3 protein-coding genes are annotated in these 1,438 nt (G+C 64.4%); all 3 read right to left on the bottom strand.

Going from position 1 to position 1,438, the window contains the following annotated elements:
- Positions 1 to 197, bottom strand: a 197-nt coding sequence (locus EET03_RS30995) for a hypothetical protein (protein ID WP_208649170.1), incomplete at its 3' end; no start/stop codon positions are given.
- Complete coding sequence (locus EET03_RS29675; protein WP_075542974.1) at positions 194 to 1,093, bottom strand: IS3 family transposase; 900 nt, start codon at positions 1,091 to 1,093, stop codon at positions 194 to 196. The genes EET03_RS29675 and EET03_RS30995, both read right to left, overlap by 4 nt.
- Positions 1,094 to 1,095: 2 nt before the next feature.
- On the bottom strand, positions 1,096 to 1,392 hold the full coding sequence (locus EET03_RS29670) for a transposase (protein ID WP_075542973.1): 297 nt from the start codon (positions 1,390 to 1,392) through the stop codon (positions 1,096 to 1,098).
- Positions 1,393 to 1,438 lie beyond the last annotated feature (46 nt).

Genomic DNA, 1,438 nt, shown 5'->3' with positions numbered 1-1,438 from the left:
CGGGCCTCCCCTGAATCCGTGGAGACTTCAGTTGTAGGGATCTTGTGGTGAAGTTGTTTGCTGCTGCCCCGGGTAGCAGCCAGGGGGTGGTGCCCGCAGCCGGTGTCAGGGCTGGCCGTAGGCCACCCGCAGGGCTTGGCCTTGACGCCGGCGAGGACACCTCCATACTGCTCGTTGCCGGGGCGGGATGCACTCATGACTGCTGCCCGTCGGATTCGGACCCGCCGTCACGGAGCTGCTGTTCGTGTTGCAGCGGAGATCGCATGTTCAGTGCCGAATGACGGCGATCAGCGTTGTAGTCCTCGATCCAGGCGACCAGCTCGTGTCGGGCCTGGACCTTGGTGTCAAAGTGCTCCAGCATGCGTAACTCGAATTCCAAAGTGGAATGCCAGGATTCGATCACCGCGTTGTCCAGAGCCGAGCCCGGCCGTCCCATGGATTGCCGGATTCCGCAACGTCGGCAAGCAGCCCGAAACGCACCCGCGGTGTACTCGCTGCCTTGATCGGTGTGCAAGGTGACCCCGGCAATCTGCTGTCTTCCGCCGCGCACCGCCACCGCCATGGACAAGGCCCCGTAGGCCAGCTCGGCGTCGTGGTGCTCACCGATCGCGAACCCGATAATGCGCCGTGAGGCCATATCCAGCACCGAATCCAACTGGAGCTTGCCCTCATCGGTATCGACTTCGGTACCGTCGCCGTACCACCTGGTGTTGAGCTGTTTGGCGGCGAACTTGCGTTTAACCAGGTCAGACGCTCGCCACCGACCTTTGCCCGGCCGGGTGGTATGCCGGCGGCGCCGCTTGGGGCGAGCCACCAGGCCCTGCTCACGCATGATCGTCGCGACGGTGTTGACACTGATGCTCCAGCCCTCATCGCGAAGGTCGGCGTAGATCCGCGGGGATCCGTATTTACCCTTGTGAACGGCGAACAGCCGCCCGATGTCTGCGGTCAGCGCCCTTCGGCGAGCGTGCCGGGGTGATGGGTCGCCATGGCGCCACTTGTAGAACCACGACTGCGACACCCCCAACGCCCGGCACGTCGTAGCGTGCGCGATGCCGTAGTGCGCCCTCTGGGAGTCGATGAACCGCGACATCTCTACCGGCCCATCGCTTCTCGAACCCAAAGGGCGCATGAGCGCTTGAGCACATCACGCTGCATCGCCAGCTCGGCATTCTCCCGTCGAAGCCGGATCAACTCTTGGCGTTCGGACTCACTCAACTCATCGTTACCGCCGGCCCGTCGCCGCCGCTCCTGGGTGCACCAGTGCCCCAGCGTGCCCTCGTGGATCCCGAGCTCTCGGGCCACCTGCGCGATCGACTTGCCGGTCTCTCGCACGATCCGCACCGCGCCAGCCTTGAAGTCCTCATCGAACTTCCGCCTGTTTGCTGCCATCGCCGCCTCCTCAATAGCGACGTCTCCACGCTACGAGGGGAATCCC

Origin of the sequence: Mycobacterium innocens (assembly GCF_900566055.1) — a bacterium.
Lineage (GTDB): Bacteria > Actinomycetota > Actinomycetes > Mycobacteriales > Mycobacteriaceae > Mycobacterium > Mycobacterium innocens.
Note: the sequence above shows the minus strand (reverse complement) of the source record. Positions and strands in the feature narration are given on the sequence as shown.

Coding starts and splice junctions, on each gene's coding strand:
- EET03_RS29675 (WP_075542974.1), bottom strand. CDS start 1,093: ATGTCGCGGTTCATCGACTCCCAGAGGGCGCACTACGGCATCGCGCAC.
- EET03_RS29670 (WP_075542973.1), bottom strand. CDS start 1,392: ATGGCAGCAAACAGGCGGAAGTTCGATGAGGACTTCAAGGCTGGCGCG.